The sequence below is a fragment of the Streptosporangium sp. H13245 genome (genome assembly GCF_055690525.1).
Genome location: NZ_JBSZKT010000002.1, coordinates 528931 through 549109, shown reverse-complemented (window position 1 = coordinate 549109; position 20179 = coordinate 528931). Strand labels below are relative to the sequence as shown.

General features: G+C 72.2%; 17 protein-coding genes. 10 read left to right on the top strand and 7 right to left on the bottom strand.

Annotation, left to right across the window (positions count from 1 at the left end):
* The first annotated feature begins 20 nt into the window (after positions 1–20).
* Together smc and ftsY are read left to right on the top strand one after the other, a co-directional pair.
* Positions 21–3716, top strand: coding sequence for a chromosome segregation protein SMC (gene smc / locus ACW9TB_RS06340; RefSeq protein ID WP_472746984.1), 3696 nt, complete (start codon positions 21–23; stop codon positions 3714–3716).
* 301 nt (positions 3717–4017) lie between these two features.
* The gene (ftsY, locus tag ACW9TB_RS06335; RefSeq protein WP_472746983.1) at positions 4018–5205 is read left to right on the top strand and encodes a signal recognition particle-docking protein FtsY; all 1188 of its coding nucleotides are present in this window, start codon (positions 4018–4020) and stop codon (positions 5203–5205) included.
* Positions 5206–5336: 131 nt separating this feature from the next.
* On the opposite strand, the gene ACW9TB_RS06330 is transcribed toward ftsY, so the two are convergent.
* The 3 genes from ACW9TB_RS06330 to ACW9TB_RS06320 are packed head-to-tail and all read right to left on the bottom strand — an operon-like array spanning position 5337 to position 8343.
* Entirely contained in the window at positions 5337–6134 is a 798-nt protein-coding gene (locus ACW9TB_RS06330; RefSeq protein WP_472746982.1) for an ABC transporter ATP-binding protein, read from the bottom strand.
* The gene (locus ACW9TB_RS06325; protein ID WP_472746981.1) at positions 6131–7294 is read right to left on the bottom strand and encodes a FecCD family ABC transporter permease; all 1164 of its coding nucleotides are present in this window, start codon (positions 7292–7294) and stop codon (positions 6131–6133) included. Before ACW9TB_RS06325 ends, ACW9TB_RS06330 begins: the two co-directional genes overlap by 4 nt.
* Positions 7291–8343, bottom strand: coding sequence for a FecCD family ABC transporter permease (locus ACW9TB_RS06320; RefSeq protein ID WP_472746980.1), 1053 nt, complete (start codon positions 8341–8343; stop codon positions 7291–7293). Before ACW9TB_RS06320 ends, ACW9TB_RS06325 begins: the two co-directional genes overlap by 4 nt.
* A 100-nt stretch (positions 8344–8443) precedes the next feature.
* On the opposite strand from ACW9TB_RS06320, the gene ACW9TB_RS06315 reads away from it, so the two are divergent.
* Both ACW9TB_RS06315 and ACW9TB_RS06310 read left to right on the top strand, forming a co-directional pair.
* Complete coding sequence (locus ACW9TB_RS06315) at positions 8444–9463, top strand: ABC transporter substrate-binding protein (RefSeq protein WP_472746979.1); 1020 nt, start codon at positions 8444–8446, stop codon at positions 9461–9463.
* Positions 9464–10081: 618 nt separating this feature from the next.
* Positions 10082–10678: a sigma-70 family RNA polymerase sigma factor gene (locus ACW9TB_RS06310; RefSeq protein ID WP_472746978.1), complete on the top strand. Its 597-nt coding sequence runs from the start codon at positions 10082–10084 to the stop codon at positions 10676–10678.
* 160 nt (positions 10679–10838) lie between these two features.
* On the opposite strand, the gene ACW9TB_RS06305 is transcribed toward ACW9TB_RS06310, so the two are convergent.
* Positions 10839–11771: an anti-sigma factor RsbA family regulatory protein gene (locus ACW9TB_RS06305; protein WP_472746977.1), complete on the bottom strand. Its 933-nt coding sequence runs from the start codon at positions 11769–11771 to the stop codon at positions 10839–10841.
* Between the two features lie 60 nt (positions 11772–11831).
* Positions 11832–12668 carry an EamA family transporter gene (locus tag ACW9TB_RS06300; RefSeq protein WP_472746976.1) on the bottom strand — a complete coding sequence of 279 codons (837 nt, stop codon included), beginning with the start codon at positions 12666–12668 and terminating at the stop codon, positions 11832–11834.
* 85 nt (positions 12669–12753) lie between these two features.
* Between ACW9TB_RS06300 and ACW9TB_RS06295 the strand changes: the two genes are divergently transcribed.
* The 4 genes from ACW9TB_RS06295 to ACW9TB_RS06280 all read left to right on the top strand — a co-directional run bounded on the left by ACW9TB_RS06295 (position 12754) and on the right by ACW9TB_RS06280 (position 15543).
* Complete coding sequence (locus tag ACW9TB_RS06295) at positions 12754–13332, top strand: helix-turn-helix domain-containing protein (RefSeq protein WP_472746975.1); 579 nt, start codon at positions 12754–12756, stop codon at positions 13330–13332.
* 161 nt (positions 13333–13493) lie between these two features.
* On the top strand, positions 13494–14504 hold the full coding sequence (locus ACW9TB_RS06290; RefSeq protein WP_472746974.1) for a polysaccharide deacetylase family protein: 1011 nt from the start codon (positions 13494–13496) through the stop codon (positions 14502–14504).
* A gap of 58 nt (positions 14505–14562) precedes the next feature.
* The gene (locus tag ACW9TB_RS06285; RefSeq protein ID WP_472746973.1) at positions 14563–15084 is read left to right on the top strand and encodes an RNA polymerase sigma factor; all 522 of its coding nucleotides are present in this window, start codon (positions 14563–14565) and stop codon (positions 15082–15084) included.
* A 6-nt stretch (positions 15085–15090) separates the two neighbouring features.
* Positions 15091–15543 carry a hypothetical protein gene (locus ACW9TB_RS06280; protein ID WP_472746972.1) on the top strand — a complete coding sequence of 151 codons (453 nt, stop codon included), beginning with the start codon at positions 15091–15093 and terminating at the stop codon, positions 15541–15543.
* Here ACW9TB_RS06280 and ACW9TB_RS06275 read toward each other — a convergent pair.
* Entirely contained in the window at positions 15485–16945 is a 1461-nt protein-coding gene (locus ACW9TB_RS06275; protein WP_472746971.1) for a hypothetical protein, read from the bottom strand. The genes ACW9TB_RS06280 and ACW9TB_RS06275 overlap by 59 nt on opposite strands.
* Positions 16946–17095: 150 nt before the next feature.
* Here ACW9TB_RS06275 and ACW9TB_RS06270 point away from each other — a divergent pair, with 150 nt between their 5' ends.
* Together ACW9TB_RS06270 and ACW9TB_RS06265 are read left to right on the top strand one after the other, a co-directional pair.
* On the top strand, positions 17096–17752 hold the full coding sequence (locus ACW9TB_RS06270) for a response regulator transcription factor (RefSeq protein ID WP_472746970.1): 657 nt from the start codon (positions 17096–17098) through the stop codon (positions 17750–17752).
* Positions 17749–18903 carry a sensor histidine kinase gene (locus ACW9TB_RS06265; protein ID WP_472746969.1) on the top strand — a complete coding sequence of 385 codons (1155 nt, stop codon included), beginning with the start codon at positions 17749–17751 and terminating at the stop codon, positions 18901–18903. The genes ACW9TB_RS06270 and ACW9TB_RS06265 overlap by 4 nt, the downstream gene beginning before the upstream one ends.
* A 297-nt stretch (positions 18904–19200) precedes the next feature.
* Here the strand turns inward: ACW9TB_RS06265 and ACW9TB_RS06260 are convergent, their stop codons facing one another.
* Positions 19201–19848, bottom strand: a complete 648-nt coding sequence (locus ACW9TB_RS06260; RefSeq protein WP_472746968.1) for a superoxide dismutase family protein — start codon at positions 19846–19848, stop codon at positions 19201–19203.
* Positions 19849–20179: the final 331 nt, after the last annotated feature.

Below are 20179 nucleotides of genomic sequence, written 5' to 3'. Positions count from 1 at the left end.
GCCGGGGATGGGGGGTTTCGTTGTATCTCAAGACCCTTACCCTGCGCGGGTTCAAGTCCTTCGCCTCGGCCACCACGCTCCGGTTCGAGCCGGGCATCACCGCCGTCGTGGGTCCCAACGGATCCGGCAAGTCCAACGTGGTCGACGCCCTGGCCTGGGTGATGGGCGAGCACAGCGCCAAGTCGCTGCGCGGCGGCAAGATGGAGGACGTCATCTTCGCCGGCACCTCCTCGCGGGCCCCGCTGGGACGCGCCGAGGTCACGCTGACCATCGACAACACCGACGGCATGCTCCCGATCGACTACACCGAGGTGACGATCAGCCGCCTGATGTTCCGTGCGGGCCAGAGCGAGTACGCCATCAACGGCGACACCTGCCGCCTGCTCGACATCCAGGAGCTTCTGTCCGACTCCGGCATCGGCCGTGAGATGCACGTCATCGTCGGGCAGGGCCAGCTCGACCAGGTGCTGCACGCGGGGCCAGAGGAGCGCAGGGCGTTCATCGAGGAGGCCGCGGGCGTCCTGAAGCACCGCAAGCGCAAGGAGAAGGCGCTGCGGAAGCTCGACGCCATGCAGGCCAACATGACCCGGGTCCAGGACCTCACCACCGAGCTGCGCCGCCAGCTCAAGCCACTGGGCCGCCAGGCCGAGATCGCCCGCAGGGCGGCCGTCATCCAGGCCGACCTGCGTGACGCCAGGCTCCGGCTGCTCGCCGACGACGTGCTCACCCTGCGGACCACCCTGGAACGGGAGATGGCCGACGAGGAGGCCGTCCTCACCCGCCGCGCCGCGGTGGAGACCGAGCTGGAGCAGGGCCAGGTCGCCGAGTCCGAGCTGGAGGCGGCCGAGGCCGAGGCCCAGCCGCGCCTGGCCTCGGCCCAGGAGACGTTCTTCCGTCTCTCCTCCCTCCGCGAGCGTCTCAGGGGCCTGTCCGGGCTCGCCGCCGAGCGGCACCGGCACGCCACCGACACCGCCGTGGAGCGGCGCGGGCGCGACCCCGAGGACTTCGAGCGCGAGGCCGAGGAGGTCCGCGAGCAGGAGAGGGTCCTGGCCGAGCTGCTCGAAGGGGAGCGGGAGTCGCTCGCCGGAGCGGTGGCCCGGCGCGCCGAGACCGAGGGCGCGCTCGCCGCCGAGGAGCGGCGGCTGGCCGCGGAGGCCAGGGCCGCCGCGGACCGGCGCGAGAGCCTGGCCAGGCTCAGGGGGCAGGCCGGGGCCGCGCGCAGCCGGGCGGGGGCCGCCGAGGAGGAGATCGGCAGGCTGCGGCGCTCGCTGGAGGAGGCCGAGCAGCGCGCCGAGGAGGCCCGGGCCGAGCACGACGGCCAGGAGCGCGCCGAGCCGTCCGCCGACCCCGCCCTCGCCGAGGAGCTGGAGATCGCCCTGGAGACGGTCGAGCAGGCCGGGGAGTCCGTCGAGCTGGCCAGGGCCGGGGTCGAGGAGGCCAAGGCGGCCGTCGCGGCCCCGAACTCCGCGCTCGGCGCCGCCAGGGCCGCCCTCGTCGCCGCGCGCAAGGCCGACCAGCGGGCGCAGCGCCAGGTGGCCGCGCTCGAGGCCAGGTTCGAGGCGCTGGAGATGGGCCTGGCCGGTGGTGCCGACGGCGGCGCCGCGCTGCTCGCCGCCGACCTGGCCGGGGTGCTCGGCCCGGTGGCGACCATGCTGTCCGTGCGGCCCGGCGCGGAGGTGGCCGTCGCCGCCGTGCTCGGGGCCGCCGCCGAGGCCGTCGCCGTCGAGTCGCTGCAGAGCGCCGCCGACGCCATCGAGTTCCTCAGGGGCCACGAGGGCGGCCACGCCACCCTCGTCATCGCCTCCGGCGGGGCGGGAGCGGGCTCGGCGGGTTCGCCGGGGCAGGTGCCGCTGGCCGGGGCCCAGTGGGCGATCGACCTGGTCACGGTCTCCGCCGAGCTGCGGGCCGCCGCGACCCACCTGCTCGCGGACGTGCTGGTCGTGGACGACCTCGCGGCCGCGAGGAAGGCGGTCGAGCAGCGTCCCGAGCTGCGGGCCGTCACCCGGGCCGGTGACCTCCTGGGCGCCCACGCCGCCGAGGGAGGCTCCGCGGGCGGCACCTCCGCGCTCCAGATGCGGGCCGCCCTCGACGAGGCCGCCGCCGACCTGGCCGGGGCCAGGATCGCCGCCGAGGTGGCGGGTACGGAGCTGGAGGAGACCGCCGAGGCCGAGGCGGAGGCGCAGCTCGCGGTCGAGAACGCCCAGGCGCGGGTCGCCGAGGCACAGACGGGCGTGCAGAATGCGCAGGCCGGGGTCAACGCGGCGCAGGCCGCCCTGGACCGGATCAGGGCCAGGCAGCGCGAGGCCGACCAGAAGGTCGCCGCGGTGGCGAGGCGGCTCGCCCAGCTGGGCGCCGCCGCCAAGGCGGCCCGCGACGAGTGCGAGCGCCTGGCCGGGGGCGTACGGGCCGCGGAGGAGGCGCGCGACCGCGACGCGGCCGGTCTCGCCGAGCTGGAGGAGCGGCTCGCCGCGGCCGTCGGCGCCGAGGAGCTGGAGACCGAGCCCACCACCGACCTCCGCGACGAGCTCGCCGAGATCTGCGCGACGGCCAGGCAGGACGAGATGGAGGTCCGTCTCGCCGTACGGACCGCGGAGGAGCGGGTCAGGGGCATCGAGGGCAGGGCCGACGAGCTGACGCGCGCCGCCGAGCGTGAGCGGGAGGAGCGTTCCAGGGCGGCCGAGCGCCGCGAGTGGCGGCGCAGGCAGGCCCGGACGGCCCAGGCGGTCGTCCGGGGCGCCGAGCTGGCGCTGCGCGCGCTGGAGACCTCCCTGGAGGCCGCCGCGGGCGAGCGCGACGGGGCCGAGCTGGCGCGCGGGCAGATCGACGCCTCGCTCAAGGCCGTCAGGATCCGCGTCCGGGAGCTCTCCGGCGAGCTGGACAAGCTGGTCAACCGGGCGCACGGCAGCGAGGTGGCCCGCACCGAGCAGCGGCTCCGCCTGGAGCAGCTGGAGGGGCGGGCGGTGGAGGAGTACGGCGTCGAGGCCGACACCCTCATCGCCGAGTACGGCCCCGGTGAGCCGATCCCGACGGTCGACGGGGAGCCCGTCCCCTATGACCGCGACGAGCAGCTCAAGCGGGCCAGGGCGGCCGACCGCCAGATGGCCCAGCTCGGCAAGGTCAACCCGCTCGCGCTTGAGGAGTTCGCGGCGCTTGAGGAGCGGCACTCGTTCCTCACCTCGCAGCTGGAGGACCTCAAGAAGACCCGTCGCGACCTGCTGCTCGTGGTCAAGGAGGTCGACGACCGGGTCGAGCAGGTCTTCGGCGCCGCCTTCGCGGACGTGGCCCGCGAGTTCGAGACGATCTTCACGCGGGTGTTCCCCGGTGGCGAGGGCAGGCTGCTGCTCACCGATCCCGAGAACATGCTGACCACCGGCGTCGAGGTCGAGGCCCGGCCGCCGGGCAAGAAGGTCAAGCGGCTGTCGCTGCTGTCGGGCGGTGAGCGGTCGCTGACCGCGGTGGCGTTCCTGGTGTCGATCTTCAAGGCGCGTCCTTCGCCGTTCTACGTGATGGACGAGGTCGAGGCCGCGCTGGACGACACCAACACCCAGCGCCTGCTGACCCTCTTCGAGGAGCTCCGGCAGACCTCGCAGATCATCATCATCACCCACCAGAAGCGCACCATGGAGATCGCCGACGCGCTGTACGGGGTGTCGATGCGCGGGGACGGCGTCACCCAGGTCATCAGCCAGCGCCTGAGGGAACACGAGCCCGCCTGAGCTGCCGGGGGGCCGGGGAGGTGGTTCCCGGGGGAGGTCTTCCGGAAAGGCGGCGGGACTCGGGTTCAGGGCCGCTCCGGTCCTCCCGGGAGGCGGTCGGACGCCCTGGCCGGGGTGCACTCCCAGCGGTTCCCGTCGCTCTGGGAGGTGGGCCTGCCGTAGAACAGCGGCCTGAGCGCGCCGGGGTCCTCGGGAGAGCGGGGCCGGGGAGCCGGACGGTGACCGTCGGTGAAAGACCGCGAGCCCGTCAGGAGCACCGGGGTGTCGGAGCATCCCGGGGCGTCTGGAAAACTGTGCTCTTGTGGAAGCCTATCTCGGCATAATCGCGATCATCGTCGTCATCGCCCTGTTGGCGGGGGGCGGCATGCTCCTGCTGTTCAGGTCGGGGGGCAGGACCGCGCCGCCGCGGGTCGAGCCGCCCGAGGCGCCGCCGCTCCCCGAGGAGACGAGGGCCCCCGGCCGGGGCTCGGTCGTGGACGACGACGCGACGACGACCACCGTGCCGCCTCCGGCCAGGCCGGTCGAGCCCGAGGTCACCGTCGTCGCCCCGGTGATCGAGGTTCCGCCGCCGTCCGCCGGACGGATGGTGCGGCTCCGCGCCCGGCTGGCCCGGTCACAGAGCACGCTGGGCAAGGGGCTCCTGGAGCTGCTCTCCCGCGACCGTCTCGACGACGACGCCTGGGACGAGATCGAGGAGACCCTGATCACCGCCGACGTCGGTGTGACGCCGACCCGGGCGATGGTCGACGAGCTGCGCACCCGGGTGAAGGTGCTGGGCAGCCGGACGCCGGAGGAGGCGCGCGCCCTGCTGAGGGAGCAGCTGCTCGTCCAGATCGGCGTCGACATGGACCGTACGCTGCACGTCACGCCGCACGGCGAGCGTCCCGCGGTGGTCCTCGTGGTCGGCGTCAACGGCACCGGCAAGACCACCACGACCGGCAAGCTGGCGCGTGTCCTCATCGGTGACGGCGGCAAGGTCGTGCTGGGCGCCGCCGACACCTTCCGCGCCGCCGCCGCCGACCAGCTGCAGACCTGGGGAGACCGCGTCGGAGCCGAGGTCGTACGCGGGCCCGAGGGCGGCGACCCCGCCTCGGTGGCCTTCGACGCCGTCGCCGAGGGCATCAAGGAGAAGGCCGACGTGGTGATCGTCGACACCGCCGGGCGGCTGCACACCAAGACCGGTCTGATGGACGAGCTCGGCAAGGTCAAGCGCGTCATCGAGAAGAAGGCCACGGTCGACGAGGTCCTGCTCGTCCTCGACGCCACCACGGGTCAGAACGGTATGCGCCAGGCCCAGGTGTTCGCCGAGGTCGTCAACATCACCGGCATCGCCCTGACCAAGCTCGACGGCACCGCCAAGGGCGGCATCATCATCTCCGTCCAGCGCGAGCTGGGCGTCCCGGTCAAGCTGGTCGGCCTCGGCGAGGGGCCCGACGACCTGGCCCCGTTCGACCCCGAGGTCTTCGTGGACGCGCTCCTCGGAGACTGAGTCCCGCCTTCGTCCGTCCGGGGTGTCCCGGACGGACGTCCTGGCTTTTTTCGAACGGGTGCCCAGGCCGCTATCGCGGGTGCCGGTGGGACCGGGTACTGAGTCCCGTTCTCGAACGGGTGCTCAGGACGCTACCGCGGGTGCCGGTGGGACCGGGTGCCGATGGGGACGACCAGCGGGGTCCCGGCCACCGGGTCCTCGATGACCTTGGCGTCCAGCTCGAAGACCTCCGCGAGCAGGGCCTCGGTGAGTACCTCGGCCGGGGGCCCCGCGGCGACGACCCTGCCGTCCCGCATGGCCACCAGGCGGTCGGCGTAGCGGGCGGCGAGGTTCAGGTCGTGCAGAACCATCACCACGGTGCGGCCCAGCTCCCCGTGGAGCCTGCGTACCAGCTCCAGCACCTCGATCTGGTGCGCGAGGTCGAGGAAGGTCGTCGGCTCGTCGAGCAGCAGCAGGTCGGTGCCCTGGGCGAGGGCCATGGAGATCCACGCCCGCTGCCGCTGCCCGCCGGACAGCTCGTCCAGCGGGCGGTCGCCCAGGTCGAGCAGGCCGGTCATGGCCAGGGCCTCGCCGACCGCGGACTCGTCGTCGGAGGACCACTGGCGGTACCAGGTCTGGTGTGGGTGCCGTCCCCTGGCGACCAGGTCCGCGACGGTCAGCCCCTCGGGCGCCGAGGGGGCCTGCGGCAGTACGCCCAGGATCCTGGCGACCTCCTTGGAGGGCATCCTGTCGATGCGTTTGCCGTCGAGCAGCACCTCTCCGCCGGAGGGCTTGAGCAGCCGCCCCAGGGCGCGCAGCAGGGTGGACTTGCCGCACCCGTTCGGTCCGATGATCGTGGTCACCGTCCCGGCCTCGATCCCGAGGTCGAGACCGTCGACGACGACGCGGTCGCCGTATCCCAGCCTTACGTCGACGGCTTGCAGTCTCACTGGCGGGCCTCTCTGCGTACACGGATGAGGAGATAGATCAGGTAGGGGGCGCCGAGGACCGCGGTGACCACGCCCACCGGCAGCTCGACCGGGGTGAACGCGGTGCGGGCGACCAGGTCGGCGCCGGTGGTGAGGACCGCGCCCACGAGGGCCGAGACGACCAGCGGGGGCTGTGCCACCCCCGCCAGGCGCAACGCGATCTGCGGGGCGGCCAGGGCGACGAACGCGACCGGCCCGGCCGAGGCGGTCGCCGTCGCCGCGAGCAGCACGGCCGCGAGGATCATCACGCCCCTGGCGAGGTTCATCCGTACGCCCAGGCCGGTCACGGTGTCGTCGCCGAAGCGCAGCGCGCCGAGCGAGCGGGTGCCGAGCAGCGTCGCCGGGACGAGGACGGCGAGCGCGATCGCGACCGGTACCACGTGCTCCCAGCCCCGGCCGTGCAGCGAGCCGCTGATCCAGACCATGGCCCGGCTGCTGTCGTTGACGTCGCCGACGGTCAGCAGCCAGTACTTGAGGTTGGTGCAGACTGCGGAGACCCCGATGCCGACCAGGACGAGCCGGTAGCCGTCCAGGCCGTTGCGCCAGGCCAGCAGGTAGACGGCGAGCGCGCCGGCCAGGCCGCCCAGCAGGGCCACGAGGGGGACGCCCACCTCGGCGAGGGCGCCGCTGGTGCCGCCCCAGGTGTTTCCGGCCGCGACGATGACCGCGACCACGGTCACGCTGGCACCGGTGGTGACGCCCAGGATGTCGGGGCTGGCCAGCGGGTTGCGGGCGATGGCCTGGGTGATCGCCCCGGCCAGGGCGAGCGCCGCGCCGACGAGGGCGCCGGTCAGCGCGCGGGGGAGCCGGAGCTCCATGATCACGAAGTGGTCCGGCCCGTCGCCGGTGATCGCGCGGAGGACGTCGAGGACGCTCATCGGGATGTCGCCGAGCCGCATGCTGAGCGCCATGAACAGCGCCGTCGCGGCCAGCAGGACCAGCGCCGCGACGGCGGAGCGCGGCCGGAGCGGCCAGGAGGCGGGACCGACGCGCAGCGCCCGCCTCCCGGCGGAGGAGCCTATGGAGGGCTTGGTGTGCCTGTTAGCGGAGGAGTCGGTGTCGGAGGAGCCGGTGTAGGGGCCGGTGGGAGGTTCGGGAGAGGGCGTGGTGGAGGTGGTCACAGTCGCACCGGCTTCCTGCGTCGTACCAGGGCGATGAAGAACGGCGCCCCGGCGAGGGCGAGGACCACGCCCACCTCCAGCTCACCGGGGAAGGCCACCACGCGGCCGACCGCGTCGGCGAGGAGCAGGGCGGCGGCGCCCGCCAGGCCCGAGTACGGCAGCAGCCAGCGGTGGTCGGGACCGGAGAGCGGCCGGGTCAGGTGCGGCACGATCAGGCCGATGAAGGCGAGCGAGCCGCAGGCCGCCACGGAGGCGCCGCTGAGCAGGGTGATGGCGGCGATGCCGACGACCCGGGTCAGGGTGATGTTCTGGCCGAGCGCGCGGGCGACGTCCTCGCCCAGGGAGAGCGCGTTGAGGCCGGGGGCGTTGACCAGGGCCAGGACCAGGCCGACGGCGATGAAGGGGAGCACCTGCCAGGCCACGTCCGCGCCCCTGGCCGCGATGGAGCCCGACTGCCAGAAGCGGAAGACGTCCATGGCCTGCTCGTCCAGCAGGACCAGCGCCGAGGTGAGCCCGTACAGGAACGCGCTGACCGCGGTGCCCGCGAGGGCGAGGGTCACCGGCGTGGGGCCGCCCCGGCCGCCGACCATGCCGAGGGCGAAGACCCCCGCGCTGGCGACGAGGGCCCCGGCGAGACCGAACCAGATGTAGCCGTACGGGCTGGTGACGCCGAGCGCGATGATGCTGAGGACCATCGCGAACGCCGCCCCCTGGGTGACGCCGAGCAGTCCCGGGTCGGCCAGCGGGTTGCGGGTGTGGCCCTGCATGAGGGCGCCCGCGACGCCGAGGGCGATCCCGGCCATGACGCCGATGACGGTCCTGGGGATCCGCAGCGACCGGACGACGATGTCGTTCTCGGTGCCGGTGGGGCCGGTGAGCGCGTGCCAGACGTCGGCTGGAGGGACCGGTTTGGCGCCGACCGCGAGGCTCAGCAGGATCGCCGCCGCGAGGACGGCGAGCAATCCGGTCAGGACGAAAAGGCGGCGCCGACGGGTTTTTCGCAGACCCGCGCCGGGTGCGGGCCGCGAGACGGCCACCGCGTTGATCACCTGACCTCCTCTTTCTTGCTCGGACCGGTACGAGTATGTCAGGTTAGGTATGGCTAAGCTAAATAAGGTTGGCTTTAACATGGTGAAGGGATTCATGAAGATGAGAGCGTTGCGCGCCCTGGCCCTCGGGGTGGCGGGAGTGGTGCTGTCCGGCGGTCTCGCCGCCTGCGGTTCGACCACCTCCGGTACCTCCGGGGAGACCTCCGGCACCGCGGGCGCGTCCGCGGCTCCGGCGGTGAGCGACGCGGCGGCCTACCCCCGGACGGTGAAGCACGTCATGGGGGAGACCGAGATCCCGGCCCAGCCCAAGCGGGTCGTGGCCCTCGATCAGAGTTTCGTCGACGCGGTGCTGACCCTGGAGACCGACGTCGTGGGATTCACCAGCTACCGGGCGATCGACGAGAAGCTTCCCGACTACCTGGCCCCGGTCCTCGGCCACGCCAAGGAGGCCACGTCGGTCGGGACCCTGGAGCAGCCGAGCCTGGAGCGGATCGTCGCGCTCAAGCCCGATCTGATCATCTCCGCCAAGGTCCGCCACGAGGCGCTGTACGACAAGCTGTCGCAGATCGCGCCCACGGTCTTCAGCGAGACCACCGGGGCCATCTGGAAGGAGAACCTCAAGCTCGTGGGCGAGGCCCTGGGCAAGGAGGACCTCGCCGAGCAGAAGGTCAAGGAGTACCAGGACCGCGCCGCGAAGATCGGCGAGTCCATCAAGGCCAAGGACGGCGAGCTGCCCACCGTCTCCGTCGTCCGCTTCGCGGGCGAGCCGACCGTCCGCCTGTACGTGGAGAAGTCCTACTCGGGGCTGGTGCTGAAGGACGTCGGCTTCCCGCGTCCCGAGGACCAGCCGACCGTGACCGACACCATCATGGTCCCGATCAGCCAGGAGAACATCTCCCAGCTCGACGCCGAGCACATCTTCGTCGCGGCCTTCGAGGACCCGGCGGTCGGGCCGGTCAAGGAGAAGTTCGAGGCCAACCCGCTCTGGGGCAGGCTCAAGGGCGTCAAGCACGACGTCAGCGACGCCACCTGGATGAGCGCCGTGGGCATCCAGGGGGCGCACTCCATCCTGGACGACCTGGCGAAGTTCTTCGAGGTCGACCCGGCGAAGGCCGCCTGACCCCCTGGGAGGAGGCCGCGGGCCCGTGAGCCGCCGGTGTCGTGATCGACGGCGGGTTCACGGGCCGCCCGGCGTCGTGATCGGCAGGTCTGGGCGTCGCCTGTCGCGACCGGGCCGCCGATCCGGCCGTCTGCCTGGTCGTACGGGAGTCGTACGGGATCCGCCAGGGAAAGCGGGCGGGCGAGGGCGACCGGGGTGAACCGCCGGGGTGTGCCGGTCCGTCTCTTAGGGAGAGATTAAGTCCCCAACGCGTGGGAAGCGGGGAGACGTGGAGATGGGTGTCGGAGTTTCTCAGGGCGCGGTCCTCAACCCGGCGGCGGGTTTCTGGACCGTGACGATCGACGTTTCTCACTACCCAAAATGGGCCGCTACCTGGGGTTATGTGATGATGGACACACCTTCTGCCGAACCAGGGGAACGATGTTACGATACTGAGACTTGTCCGGCTGTAGAGCGTGTCGCATCCGCCGTTGGCACAGCCAAAGATCAATCCCCTGACCACGTAGAGCTTTTAACGGCCTCCTTACGAGGTGCCTGCGAGCATCGAGTACGCCGTCAGAAGGGGTGCGTCGTACCTCGGCCGGACGGTAATGGGGGGAAGAGCACGAGGGGGGTCCAATGATCACGATGACGGAAGAGCAGCGCCAGGACTGGTTCGAGCGGGACGTCGTCCCGGTCACCAGTCAGCTCTACGCGTCCGCGATGCGTCTGACCCGTAACACCGCCGACGCCGAGGACCTGGTCCAGGAGACCGTCACCAAGGCCTTCACCTCGTACCACCAGTTTCGTGAGGGCACCAACCTCAAGGCGTGGCTGCACCGCATCCTGACCAACAACTTCATCAACGACTACCGCAAGAAGCAGCGCTCGCCCAAGCTCTCGGCCACCGAGGAGATCGAGGACTGGCAGCTCGCCGCCGCCGAGTCCCACATGTCCAGCGGTCTCAAGTCGGCCGAGACCGAGGCGCTGGAGCAGCTGCCCGACAGCGCGGTCATGAACGCCCTGCGCTCCCTGCCCGAGGACTTCCGGGTGGCCGTCTACCTGGCCGACGTCGAGGGCTTCGCCTACAAGGAGATCGCCGAGCGGATGGGCACCCCCATCGGCACGGTCATGTCCCGCCTCCACCGGGGCCGGCGCCAGCTCCGCACCATGCTTGAGGACTACGCCCGTGAGGAGGGCGGCCTCCGGGTGCCCGCGGAGGTCCAGGCCGCCTGACGCCTCCCCGTCTCCCTGGTTTCACCGTAGGGCCCGCATCCGCTTTGGGGGCGGGCTCTGACCCTGGGTGCCCGTGGAGGTTCAGGCCGCCTGACGCCCTCCCGTCTCCCCTGGTTTCGCCGTACGGCCCGCACCTGCTCCGGGGGCGGGCCGTACGTGTTCACTCCAGTGTCATGTGGAGCCTGACCCTCAGCTCCCCGTCCACGCCGCGCACCTGCACCAGGTCGCAGAGCTGGCGGCTGATCCATAGCCCGTAGCCGCGCGGCGACCCGGGCTCGGGCGGGAGGTAGCCGGGCAGCGGGACGTCCAGGTCGCCACCGCCGGAGTCGGCGATCTCGCAGACGATCTCGCCGCCGGCCGCCCAGATGGTCGCCCGGCCGTGCCCCGCCCCGTGTTCCACGCTGTTGGCCGCCATCTCCGAGGCGCTCAGCACGAGCGAGGCGATCAGGTCACGCCGCATGCCCGCCCGGCGCGCCTGGTCGGTGACGAGCGCGCGCAGCCGTCCCAGCTCCTCCAGGGTGAAGTCGGCGACCACCGCGGACGGCGGCGGGCCGGGGAGGGGGAGGTCGTCTCCGGGCAGGGCGAACCGCTCCGGGGAGACGTAGCGGTCACTCCGCCGCAGACCGGTGCCGGTCAGCTGCGCGGGGTGGGTGGGGAGGACGTGGTCGAGCGTCTCGGCGTACAGGCACCACAGGCTGACCGGGACTCCGGCGAAGGCGGCGTTGAGCACCGACTCGTAGCGGATCCACTCGCGGGCCTGCCGTTCGGTCCAGCCCGACCACACCGGCTCCCCGATGACCAGTGGCCGCTCCCGCTGCCGGACGTAGTCGTGGAAGGCGGCGAGGGTCCGCGCCGGGTGGGCGTACCACTTCTCGGCGAGGTGGCGGTCGATGAGGCGGGCGTCGGCGCCGAAGGCGTCACCGATCAGGTCGAGCCCGCGTTCGCCCGTGACGACCAGGACCCGCCGGTCCTCGCGGAGGGCACCGGCGATCAGGGGCTGGACGAGTTCCAGGAAACCGGAATCGGAGCCGTACGCGACAGCCGTGTGCGCGAACGGCCCGCCGGAGTCGAGGAACGCCCGCTCGGGCTGCACGGGGATGACCGTAACAAGCGTCCGGCTCCAACACAACAGAGTCAGTTCGCGACGTTGTGCTCAGGCGGACGCGATCAGCGCGACCGCGGCGAGGGTGAAGCCGATTCCCACCACCTGCACCGTGTTGAGCCGTTCTCCCAGGAAGTGCCGGGCGAGCAGCAGGGTGCTCGCAGGGTAGAGCGAGACCAGGACGGCGACGAGGCTGAGCATCCCGCGCTGCTGGGCGAGCACGAAGAGCACGTTGGCCGCCATGTCGAGCATTCCGGCCGCGAAGATGACGCGCAGCGTGCCGGGTCCGGGGCGCAGGGCGCGGCCGGTGCCCAGGGCCAGCAGGGCGATGAAGGTGACCGAGGTCAGGCGGGCCCCGAGCAGTGGCCACATGCCGCCGTCCGCCGGGGCCTGGGCGATGATGACGAAGAACCCGCCGAAACCCGCGCCCGCGGCGAGCGCGGCCAGGATCGGGCCGTACCCCCGGGTGGCCTTCCGGTCCGGGGTGCCGCGGCTCACCAGCAGGACCGCCAGCAGCGCGAGGACCACCCCGGCCAGCGCGACCGGCTCGGGGCGCTCCCCGACGGCCAGCCCGAACAGCACGGGCAGCGCCGCGGAGACGGTCGCGGTGATCGGCGCCACCACCGACATCACCCCGGTGGCCAGCGCCCGGTAGAACAGCACGATCCCCGCCGTGCCGCAGAGGCCGGAGACCGCGCCCCAGGCCAGGGCCGCGAGCGTGGGGGCCTCGGGCAGGAACGGCAGCAGCGCGACGACCAGGGCGAGCCCGGCGGCCTGGGAGAGGACCACCACCGCGAGCACCCGCGACCGGCGGGTGGCCAGGCCGCCGAGGAAGTCGGCGGTGCCGTACACCAGCGCGCAGGCCGTCGCCAGCACCACAGCCGTCACGTGACACCTCGGTTCAATAGACTGTACTGACAGAACAATATATGCAGTGCAACAGAGTGCAAATCGAGTTCACTACACTGAACTCATGGACCCAGAGACGATCACCGCCGCGGTCGCCAACAACGTGCGGGCCCAGCGGGCGCACCGGCAGATGACCCTCGACGAGCTCGCCGCGCGCTCAGGGGTGAGCCGGGGCATGCTCGTCCAGGTCGAGCAGGGCAGGACGAACCCGAGCATCAGCACGCTCACCCGCATCGCCGACGCCCTCGGGGTGACGGTCGCGCGGATGGTGGAGGTCTCCGACACCCCCGTGGTCCGGGTGGTCAGCGCCGCCGACGTCGTCACCTTCCCGCACGGCGAGTCCAGCACCGCGCGCCTGCTGGTCGGCACCGACGCGCCCGCCATCCTGGAGCTGTGGGACTGGCGGCTGGCCCCCGGCGACCATCACGACGGCGACGCCCACCCCCCGGGCACGCGCGAGATGCTGACCGTCCTCGAGGGGCGGCTCACCCTCTCGGTGTACGGCAAGAGCCACCTCGTGGAGGCGGGTGACGCGGTCGTGTTCAGCGCCGACCGGCCGCACAAATACGCCAACGAGGGGGACACGCCGCTGCGGTTCATGATGGTCGTGACCGAACCCCGGGAGACGCCCGACCGCTCCTGAGATCCCTGGTGAGCGCCTGCTTTGAGACCTTTAACGCGCTAACTGGCCGCATCGGATGAGACATGGCCACCACGGTGCGCATCTCGCCGGATGTGGCGTGAAGTGGCGCGTCGGTACCGGCAACCGGCCGTCGATGTCCCATCCTGGTGGAATACCCGGTCATGATCTTGCGGGGGGACCCGGCCGGGCCGCTCGCCGTCCCCGCGGCGCTTTCGGGGGGAAGCATGCGGATATGGCGGATATGGCGGGTGTGGGTTGTTCCGGCGGTGTCGCTGTTCGCGCTCTGGGGATGCACCTCCTCGGTCAGCCTGGTGGGTTCGGTGGAACCGGCGGCCGTGGACTTCCCCCTCTTCGTGGGACCCGCCGGGTTCGAGAGACCCGCCACCCCCGAGGTGCCCGGCGGGCCCTCGCCCGCGCCCGACGCCTCCGCGGGGCCCGTCCCCGCTCCCGTCCCCACCTCCGCCGTCGTCCCCGGGCCCGGACCCGGCGCGGGGCAGTCGCACTGGGCGTGGGACGACCTTCCCGTCTCCCCGCGGGCACGCAAGATCAACTGCGATCGGATCAAGTGCGTGGCGCTGACCTTCGACGACGGGCCGGGGGCCTACACCGGGCCGCTGCTCGACATCCTCGCCGGGCACCGGGCCAGGGCGACGTTCTTCGTCGTCGGGCGCATGATCTCCGGGGCCGGGGAGAGCACCCTTCGCAGGATGGTGGCCGAGGGGCACGAGCTGGGCAACCACACCTGGGACCACCCGCAGTTGCCCACGCTGTCACAGGCCGGGATCAGGGAGGAGCTGGGCCGTACCCAGTGGCTCGTCAAGCAGGTGACCGGGATCACGATGATCCTCATGCGCCCGCCGTACGGGCTGACCGACTCCAGGGTCGCGGCCGAGAGCCGTCAGCTGGGGCTCGCGCAGATCATGTGGGACGTCGACACGCTCGACTGGCGTGACCAGGACGCCTCGCTCGTCGCCCGGCGCGCGGCCGGGGCGATGCCGGGTTCCATCGTGCTGATGCACGACATCCACGCCTCCACGGTCCAGGCCGTCCCCCGGATGCTGAACGAGTTCGCCGCCAAGGGCTACCGGTTCGTGACGCTGTCCGAGCTGTACGGCGGGCGCCCCGCGCCGGGCAGGAAGTACTACAGCAGCCCGTGGCAGTCACGCCGCTGACGGAGTGCGCGTGAACCTTCCGCGCCCGTTTCCCGACTGTCCCGGGCGAGGAGGCGGAGTGACTGACGAACTGCTGGTGGTCCGATGCCGGCTCGGCGAGCGTGAGGCGTTCGCGGAGCTGGTGAGGGCCTGGCACGATCCGGTGTGGGACTACGTACGGCGCATGCTGGGGCCCTCGCGGGCCGACGACGTGGCCCAGGAGGTCTGGGTGGCCGTGGTGCGCGGGCTGCCGCGCCTGAAGGAGCCGGGCAGGTTCGCGCCCTGGCTGTTCACGATCGCGAGGCGCGCGGTGGCCGACCGGCTGCGCGAGGAGTACGCCAGGCCCGAGGTCCCGCTGGAGGGGGAACGGGCGTCCGGCGACCCCGGCGATCCCGCCGACGCCCTCGTGGACCGCGCCGACCTGCTCGCGGGCCTGGCGGAGCTGCCGGTCAGGGAACGGGAGGTCCTCGTGCTGTTCTACCTGCGGGACCTCTCCCTGGAGGAGTGCGCGCAGGTCTGCGCCGTCCCCGTCGGCACGGTCAAGTCACGCCTGTCCCGCGCGCGGCGCATGCTGCGCGACCAGCTCACGGAGAAGGGATGACCGAGGATGAACCCCGATGACATGATCGGCAGGCTGTCCGGGCCGCTGTCGCTGCGCCGCCGGATCGGCAACGTCGTCGCGCTGCTCGGCGGCCTGGGCGGGGCGCTGTTCGTCGGCCTGCTGTGGGCCACGGAACCCGCCCTGCCCGGCCGTACGCACCTGGCCTTCGGCGCGCTGGTCGCGCTCGGCCTGACCTGGGCCGGTTACGGGGCCTGGGCGCTGACCCGCAGGACGCCGCTGTTCGCCCTCGACCGGGTGGTCGCCGCCTGGCTGGCGGTGGCCGCGACGGTCCTGCTGACGGCGGGGACGGCCGCGGTCGCGGCCGCGAGGGGCACCTGGGCGGGGACGGCGGGCGTCGCCGTCGCCGCGACGCTCGCCGTGCTCGCGGTGGCCGTCCTGCTCAGGGCCCGCGCCGACCGCGCCGCGCTGCTGCGGCGTAAGCGCGAGCTCGGCGGCTGAGGCCCGCCACGGCCAGGGCCGCCGCGAGGCAGGCCATCGGGACCGAGGGCAGCACGTAGCGGTGGTCGAAGTCCAGTGCGGCGATCGGGGCGAGCAGCAGGAAGACGGCCACCGTCCACGGCAGCAGTGCCGGACGCCGCCGCCCCGCGGCCCCGAGGCCGCCGAGCAGCAGTAGCGCGCCGATCAGCGGGCCGTGCAGGACACCGGGGTAGGTGTACGTGCCCAGGAGGCTCCCGTACGGCTCGACCGACGACATCCCCCGGATGTCGCCGTCGTACTCGTGGCGCACCTGGTCGATCAGCGGGAAGGCGGGCAGCGGCCAGGAGCCGACGGGGAACGTCAGGGCGGGGGAGATCCGCAGGGGATGGCGGACCGGGGTCGCCGCGAAGGTGAGGGAGGTGTCGCGGGCGACCTCGCGGAGGTAGTCCAGCGGCTGGGCGGCGATCGCGCGCAGCGCGAAGGACCTGGCCAGGTCGTTGTGGGCGAACCGGCCGCCCGGCAGCCTGTTGAGCGAGGCGCCGGGGGCCCAGACGTACTCGGACGCGGCGTCGACGACGGTGCCGTTCGGGCACAGCACCGCCTCCCTCGCCGGTGGCCTGATCACCGAGCAGTCGGCGAACGTCATCGTGCGCGCCCACAGCGCCACGCCGTCGGAGCCGCTGAGCGCGAACCGCCCGTGGTGCTGCTGGTACCAGCCCGCGTAGGCCGCGAGCGGCAGCAGCCCGGCGACGGCGAGCGCCACCACCTGGCGCCGTCCGGCCCGCCGCAGGAGCAGGTGGAGCAGGACCAGCCCCAGCAGCGGCACCGCGACCGTCCGGGTGAGCCCGGCCAGTGCCAGCAGCAGGCCCGCCACGGCGACCGCCCGCGCCGACGGCCTGGCCCGCCACATCAGGACCGTCAGGGCGGCGGTGATGAGGAAGATGAGCTGGGTGTCGGAGAGCACGGCGTGTTCGAGCCTGAGGAAGGCGGGGTTGAACAGCACGGGCAGGGTCGCCAGGGTGGCCCCCCACCCGGGAAGCGAGTGGCGGCGCAGCACCAGATAGATCATCAGACCCGTGCCGAGGCCCATGGCGTGCTGGACGCCCGCGATGAGCTCCACGCTGTGGAAGGGCAGCAGCAGCCGCAGCAGGAAGGGGTACCCGGCCGGGTGGAACGCCCCCGAGGGTTCCAGGTGGACGGCCGTGTTCAGGTAGGTGAAGGAGTCGTACCAGTAGAGCTGGGCGGTGTCGTAACCGAGCATGACGAGGCCGCGGAGCCCCGCCGCCAGTACGATCACGACGGTGAACAGCCGGTGGCCGCCGAGCGCGCCGGGAGTACCACAGAGGGCGCGGAGCCGGTCGCGTGGGCCGGTTCTTTCTGGCGGGGCGGGCAGGGCCCGGGTCCCGCCGGGTGAGGTGAGCATGGATGGTCCCCCGTTCCGAGGCCGGGGAATTCCCGGCACGGTGGGAGCAGTCCAGCGATCAGCCGATAACCTTGCCGTCACCGAAATCGGTTATGTCCGCGTTATGCCGTCTGTGGCACGCTGGCGCGATTCGGAGCCGGGGGAGGCGTCTTGCGGGTGTTGGTCGTCGAGGACGAGCTGATGCTCGCCGACTCGATCGCGGAGGGTTTGCGCGGTGAGGCGCTCGCCGTCGACGTCGCCTACGACGGGGAGGCGGCGCTGGAACGGCTGTGGCTCCACGACTACGACGTGCTCGTCCTGGACCGGGACCTGCCGGGCGTGCACGGCGACGACGTGTGCAGGACCGTGGTCGCCGGAGGGGCCCACGTACGGATCATCATGCTCACGGCGGCGGGCGACGTGCGCTCACGGGTGGCGGGCCTGTCGCTCGGCGCCGACGACTACCTGCCCAAGCCGTTCGCGTTCGAGGAGCTGACGGCCCGCGTGCACGCGCTGGGCCGCCGCGTACGGCCCGCCGACCCGCCGCTGCTGGAGCGGGCGGGCATCAGCCTGGACCGGGCGCACCGGCAGGTGTTCCGCGACGGGCGCTACGTGCCGCTCGCCCGTAAGGAGTTCGGCGTGCTGGCCGAGCTGCTGCGCGCCGGTGGGGCGGTGGTCTCCAGCGAGACGCTGCTGGAGAAGGTGTGGGACGAGCACACCGACCCGTTCACCAACACCGTACGGACGACGATGATGAAATTGCGCCGGAAGATCGGCGATCCACCGGTCATCGAGACCGTCACAGGAGTGGGATACCGCATTCCATGAGGAAGAGTGTTCGTTTCCGGTTCGCCGTGGCCTGTGGCACGGTCTTCCTCTATCTCGGCGTCGTCCTGGTCGCGGGGCTCGCCTTCCTCGTACGGCAGAGCCTGGAGCCCCGCGACGGGTTGCGGCATCCCCAGTACATCCGGGTCGGGGAGTCCTACTACACGTCGCAACAACCCGAGTACCGGGTGGCGGAGCAGCGGGTCGCGCAGGTCAGGCGCGTCTACCAGGCCGACACGATCAAAGCCGTCCTCACCGTGGGCGGTTTCACGGTGCTCGTGGCCGCCGGGATCGCGGCGGCGGTCGGCTGGCGGACCGCGAGCTGGGTGCTCCGCCCCGTCAGGTCGGTCACGGAGAGCGCGCGACACGTCGCCCAGAGCAACGATCTCACCGGCCGCATCACCTACGCCGGGCCGGACGACGAGGTCAAGGAGCTCGCCGACACCGTCGACACCATCGTCGGCCGCCTGGCCCGCTCCTTCGACGGCCAGCGGCGCTTCGTCGCCAACGCCTCCCACGAGCTGCGCACCCCGCTCACCATCAACCGCACCCTGGTGGACGTGGCGGTGAGGCGGCCCGACGCGACCGAGGACGTCAAGCGGCTCGGCGAGTCCCTGCTGCTGGTCAACGCCCGGCACGAGAGGCTCATCGACGGCCTGCTCGCCCTGACGGAAGGCGAGCAGGCGGTCCTCGACCGCCGTCCCTTCGACCTGACCGACGTGGTCGAGCACGTGCTCGACCTGGCGGGCAAGGAGGCGGGAGAGCGCGAGGTGACCATCCACCGGCTGCTGGACCCCGCGCCGACCTCCGGCGAACCGGTGCTGGTCGAGAGGCTCGTGCAGAACCTCGTGGAGAACGCTATCCGGCACAACCACGGCGGCGGCCAGGTGTGGGTGACCACCCGGCAGCGCGCCGACCGGGTGGAGCTGGTGGTGGCGAACACCGGGCTGCCCGTACCGCACTACGAGATCGAGACGATCTTCGAGCCGTTCCGGCGGCTCCACGGCGACCGGCTGCGCTCCGATCGCGGCAGCGGCCTGGGGCTGTCGATCGTCCGGGTCGTCGCCGAGGCCCACGGCGGCAGCGTGACCGCGGGCTCCCGCGAGGAGGGCGGTCTGACGATCACCATCGAGCTGCCGCGCGAGAGTTCCTGACGCCCGGGGCGGCCCGATCCGGTACGACGCCGTATCGGGAGGAGCGTCAGCCGAGCAGCGTGACGAGCGCGGCGAAGGCCACCCAGGCGAGCAGCAGGGCCAGGTGCATCCGGCCGGTCATGACTTGCATGGTGATAAATCCCCCTTTCGGTACGGAATCCTGCCCGGCCGCACTTGGAGAGGGCTTGGAGACCGCTGGTTCCCGGAGATCGCTAGTTTCTGGGGACCGCTGGTTCCCGGAGCGCGCCGGTTCCCGGGGGCCATCGGTTTCCGGGGACCCTCAGTTTCCGGAGACCGCTAGTTTCTGGTGATCACGCCGCAGGCGATGCGCCCGCCGGAGTCTCCCGCCTTGAGGGTTTCCGCGTCCGGCCCTGTGTCGCCGGTCGGGTCGCCCTGGTGGCCGTAGCGGCCGGGAACGTTGGAGTGGTTGTCCGGCAGGGCGTGGACGACGACGGAGCTGCCGTCACTGTCGAAGAGCTGTCCCACCCGGAAGCGGTCCGTCACGACGGTCGCGTCGCCGGTGCCGTCCTCGGCGACGAGGAGGTTGGGCAGGTCGCCGGAGTGCCCGCTGTGCGTGACGGGGAAGACGGTGAAGTGCGCGCCCGCGCTGGCGAAGGGGCTGCGGGTGACCGGGTCGATCGCCTTGGGGTCGCAGACGCCCTTCGTGTGGATGTGGAAGCCGTGATACCCGGCGGGCAGGCCGCCGACGGTGATCGCGAGCCTGGACTTGTTGTACAGCTTGTGGTCGATGCGCAGGAAGCCGACGCTCTTCCCCGCCGTGTCCTTGATGACGGCCTCGGCCGACGGCCAGGGCCACGGCGTGGGCTCCGACATCCGCGACGCCTTGTATGTCTGAGTCGCCGCGTGGGCGGCCGGGACGGTACCGGCTCCGGCCGTCACCGTCCCGAGCGCGACGGTCAGGGCGAGACAGGTCCTGTGAAACATGAGATATCCCCCGTACGAGTCCTGGGCTCCCCTGCCGTGACGGGGAGCAGCCGGCACAGGGTTCCTACCTCAGGAGGGGGTGGGCGCCGGGGGCACCACGCCGTCGTCGCCGGTCAAAGTCGTGCCGTACCGAAGATGTCCCGTGCGAAGCCAGACCACATGAGGTCAAGCCGGACGAAGCCATCCGGCGCACAGCCACACCGGACGAAACCGGACCCGCGAAACCCGTAAGACCCCGTACGAAGACCGGCTCACGCCGAGCCGGGTCGCGCGAGACGGGACAGAAAAAACGTCCCGCCGGGTGAGCCCGGCGGGACGTGGGTGGAGCGGT

What these genes read in the sequence shown, in the direction of transcription:
- ACW9TB_RS06315 (WP_472746979.1), top strand. Translation starts at nt 8,444, where the DNA reads ATGAGAGCGTTGCGCGCCCTGGCCCTCGGGGTGGCGGGAGTGGTGCTG.
- ACW9TB_RS06310 (WP_472746978.1), top strand. Translation starts at nt 10,082, where the DNA reads ATGATCACGATGACGGAAGAGCAGCGCCAGGACTGGTTCGAGCGGGAC.
- ACW9TB_RS06295 (WP_472746975.1), top strand. Translation starts at nt 12,754, where the DNA reads ATGGACCCAGAGACGATCACCGCCGCGGTCGCCAACAACGTGCGGGCC.
- ACW9TB_RS06290 (WP_472746974.1), top strand. Translation starts at nt 13,494, where the DNA reads ATGATCTTGCGGGGGGACCCGGCCGGGCCGCTCGCCGTCCCCGCGGCG.
- ACW9TB_RS06280 (WP_472746972.1), top strand. Translation starts at nt 15,091, where the DNA reads ATGAACCCCGATGACATGATCGGCAGGCTGTCCGGGCCGCTGTCGCTG.
- ACW9TB_RS06275 (WP_472746971.1), bottom strand. Translation starts at nt 16,945, where the DNA reads ATGCTCACCTCACCCGGCGGGACCCGGGCCCTGCCCGCCCCGCCAGAA.
- ACW9TB_RS06265 (WP_472746969.1), top strand. Translation starts at nt 17,749, where the DNA reads ATGAGGAAGAGTGTTCGTTTCCGGTTCGCCGTGGCCTGTGGCACGGTC.
- ACW9TB_RS06260 (WP_472746968.1), bottom strand. Translation starts at nt 19,848, where the DNA reads ATGTTTCACAGGACCTGTCTCGCCCTGACCGTCGCGCTCGGGACGGTG.